At 53.7% G+C, this 3551-nt stretch carries 3 protein-coding genes and 1 pseudogene (1 of these 4 running past the window's edge); 2 read left to right on the top strand and 2 right to left on the bottom strand.

The features are described from left to right. Both Q2B33_RS15235 and glyA read right to left on the bottom strand, forming a co-directional pair. Nucleotides 1–368: pseudogene (locus tag Q2B33_RS15235) on the bottom strand (homoserine dehydrogenase); it reaches 896 nt to the left of the window's first position. A gap of 55 nt (nt 369–423) precedes the next feature. Beyond that, nucleotides 424–1662 (bottom strand): serine hydroxymethyltransferase, encoded by a 1239-nt coding sequence (glyA, locus tag Q2B33_RS15230; RefSeq protein WP_300570934.1) that lies wholly within the window; start codon nt 1660–1662, stop codon nt 424–426. A 262-nt stretch (nt 1663–1924) separates the two neighbouring features. Here glyA and Q2B33_RS15225 point away from each other — a divergent pair, with 262 nt between their 5' ends. Together Q2B33_RS15225 and Q2B33_RS15215 are read left to right on the top strand one after the other, a co-directional pair. Next, a complete protein-coding gene (locus tag Q2B33_RS15225) occupies nt 1925–2848 on the top strand; it encodes a diacylglycerol kinase family protein (protein WP_300783121.1) in 924 nt (307 codons plus the stop codon). 499 nt (nt 2849–3347) lie between these two features. Further along, nucleotides 3348–3551, top strand: a 204-nt coding sequence (locus Q2B33_RS15215) for a type II toxin-antitoxin system RelB/DinJ family antitoxin (RefSeq protein ID WP_300815234.1), incomplete at its 3' end; no start/stop codon positions are given.

Raw genomic sequence — 3551 nt, 5'->3', positions numbered from 1 at the left:
AACATATAGTTGCACCTCATCCTCTTCGCGATGGCCAGGAACTCGGCCCCGTGCTTCGCCACCAGCTCCTTGTTGGAGGTGCACACGCTCTTTCCTGCCTCCAGCGCCTGCTTCGTGAACTGATACGCCGCGCCCACGCCCCCCATGACCTCGCACAGGATGCTTATCTCCGGGTCGTTCAGAATCGTTCCGAAATCATGTATGACTCTGTCCTCATAAGGGTCTCCGGGGAAATCCCTGAGATCCAGGATGTACTTGATATAGATTTCCTCGCCGGCCCGTTCACGGAGCAGCTTCGCGTTGCGCGCAACGACCTCCACAACACCGCTGCCCACGGTCCCGTATCCCAGCACTGCTATTTTTATCATCGTTCCTCTTCTCCTCTTTCCAGGCTTTCTCTCGGGCTGACAGCCCCATGGCAGCTTACTCCAGGGGATATTTGTCCGTCAAGGCCCGCACGATTTCCCGAGCTGCCGGAATCCGCTCCTCTCCGCCCTTCACCACCAGCGCGATGGCCTCTGCTATTTTGTCCATATCCTCTGTATTCATGCCTCTGGAGGTGACGGCCGGGGTTCCCAGGCGGACGCCGCTGGTCACGAAGGGAGACTGCGGGTCATTGGGGATGGTATTCTTGTTGCAGGTGATGTGCGCCTTGTCCAGGAGCTTCTCCACAGCCTTGCCGGTAAGGCCGAAATTCGTCAGATCCACCAGCATCAGATGGTTGTCCGTGCCGCCGGATACGATCTTGATCCCTCTCTCCATCAGACCTTTGCACAGAGCCTGGGCATTGTCTATGATGCCTTTCTGATAGGTCTTGAACTCATCGCCCAGCGCCTCCCTGAAGCAGACCGCCTTGGCCGCGATGACGTGCATCAGCGGGCCGCCCTGGATGCCGGGGAAGATGGCCTTGTTGAAATTATACTTCTCGTTCACGGCATTGCTGGAGAGAATCATGCCGCCTCTGGGCCCGCGCAGGGTCTTGTGGGTCGTGGTGGTAGTCACATCGGCGTAAGGAATGGGGCTGGGATGGAGCCCTGCCGCCACCAGGCCCGCGATATGTGCCATATCCACCATCAGGAATGCTCCCACTTCATCCGCCACCTCACGGAACTTCTTGAAATCGATGGTGCGCGCATAGGCAGACGCTCCAGCAATGATCATCTTCGGCTTCGCCTCCAGGGCAATCTCGCGCAGCCTGTCATAGTCGATGAAGCCGTTGTCGTCTACGCCGTAAGGGACGATTTTGAAATATTTCCCGGACATGTTCACCGGGCTGCCGTGGGTCAGATGCCCGCCGTGATCCAGGTTCATGCCCATGATGGTATCCCCGGGCTTGCAGACAGCGAACTGCACCGCCATATTGGCCTGAGCGCCGGAATGGGGCTGCACATTGGCGTACTCGCAGCCGAACAGCTCTTTGGCCCGCTCTATGGCAAGGCGCTCCACCACGTCCACGCACTCGCAGCCGCCATAGTATCTCTTTCCCGGGTATCCTTCCGCGTATTTATTGGTCAAAGGGCTTCCCATGGCCGCCATCACAGCCTTGCTCACCCAGTTCTCAGAGGCAATCAGTTCGATATGGCTGTTCTGCCTGGCCTGTTCGTCCACGATGGCCTGGGCGATTTCAGAATCGACGACTCTCACTTCATCTAACGAATACATTCCCACTCCTCCTTCATACAGTCACTGCGCGGCGGCATCAAAGTCCCTCCGCGTCTATGCGGCTCCCCGGCATCCCACAGGCCCGCTCTGCAAAGATTTACGTCTACGGAATTGCGGTCTCATCCGGATATTTAGCACGTATTATATCATAGAATATACAGTTTGCAAACAAAAATTTACAAAATGGGTTTACGAAAGGGCCCTCTGCTGATAAAATGAAGGGCATAAAAGCAAAAGCCTGTACGAAAGACGAGGATTCCCCATGTATCATGTGATTGTCAATCCCGCCTCCCGCTCCGGCAGGGGGCAGAAAATATGGAAGGAGCAGGTAGAGCCCGCGCTGCAAAGGGAAAATGTCGCCTACTGCCCTCATTTTTCGGAGAAGGCCGGTGACACCGTCTCCATCGTGGCCGATTTGTTCCGCCGTGAACCGGGGGATGTTTTCCTTATTATATTGGGTGGCGACGGAACCGTGAACGAGGCGCTCCAGGGGATGGACGATCCCCGCCGGGCGGTACTGGGCTACATCCCCACCGGTTCCAGCAACGACCTGGCCAGGGATTTGAAGCTGCCCAGGAAGCCGCTGGAGGCCCTTGATGTGATACTGCACTCGGGCAGAGTCCGCTCCATGGACCTGGGGGTGCTCTCCTATGCGGACGGGGAGACGCGCCGCTTTGCGGTGAGCTGCGGGATTGGGTTTGACGCCGCCGTCTGCCAGGAGGCTATGCATTCTAAGATTAAGGACACCATGAACAGGCTGGGGCTGGGGAAGCTGACCTATCTGGGCGTGGCGCTGCGGCAGCTTTTTGCCTCGAAGGCGGTGTCGGGGAAGCTTACTTTGGAGGGCGGCGCGCCTGTGGATATCGGGAATATGCTTTTTACCGCGTGCATGGTCCACAGGTTCGAGGGCGGCGGGTTCATGTTCGCCCCGGATGCGGTGGACGATGACGGGGTGCTGAATCTGTGCGCGGTGGGGGATCTGTCGAAGCTGTTTATTCTGCTTGCGCTGCCTACGGCTTTTTATGGGAAGCATTATCGGTTCCGGGGGATTACGGCTTATCGGGCGGGGAAGGTCACTATTGAGACTTCGCAGCCGCTTTGGGTGCATACGGATGGGGAGGTTACGCGGCGGAGCGATTGGATTTGTGTTGGGTGTGAGAGGAATGCTTTGAGGGTTGTGGGATAAAGCAAAACCATATGAATGTCTGCAATCAAAAAAGGTGTAAAGCTTCCGAATCATTTTGATGGCTCAATAAAGACTTTACACCTTGTTTTGTGGCCGCCATTTAATTGTTCAGGCGACCTACTCTTTGATTCTGTCCAATTCAGTCAGATTTACCCCTGATGTCGTCAGGATAACTTTTAGTTCTGTATATCTGACTTTCATCGCTTTGTAGATTTCTGAGTCCTTTTCAGTGGCCAAAATCATATAGCTTTGCAATCTGGAGAATTCCTCAATGTTTCGCTGCATCATTTCTTTCTCAGTCATATGGTCACCCCGCTTTCTAAAGTGCTGTCTATGTGTATCTGGTACTTCTATTATAATAGCCCTTTAGGAAGGTGTAAAGCCTTTATTCAGTTGTCACAGTTTTGTTTCCGGAACGGCATTAAAGTGTAAAGATATCATATCGACATTGTCTTTACTATATGTTAAAGTATGCGTAAAATAAAGAAGGAGCATTATTATGGCGCAGACATTGGTGAATATTCGTATGGATGAAGAATTGAAAAAGAACATGGAACAGGTATGCCAGGAGCTTGGAATGAACATGACTACTGCAATTACAATATTTGCAAAGAAGATGACGAGGGAAAAGCGAATTCCGTTTGAAGTGTCTGTCGATCCCTTTTATTCTGATAGCAATATAGCACAGTTGCGCAGAGGCGTG

It is taken from the genome of uncultured Acetatifactor sp. (assembly GCF_948601915.1).
Classification (GTDB): Bacteria; Bacillota; Clostridia; order Lachnospirales; family Lachnospiraceae; genus Acetatifactor.
Note: the sequence above shows the minus strand (reverse complement) of the source record. Positions and strands in the feature narration are given on the sequence as shown.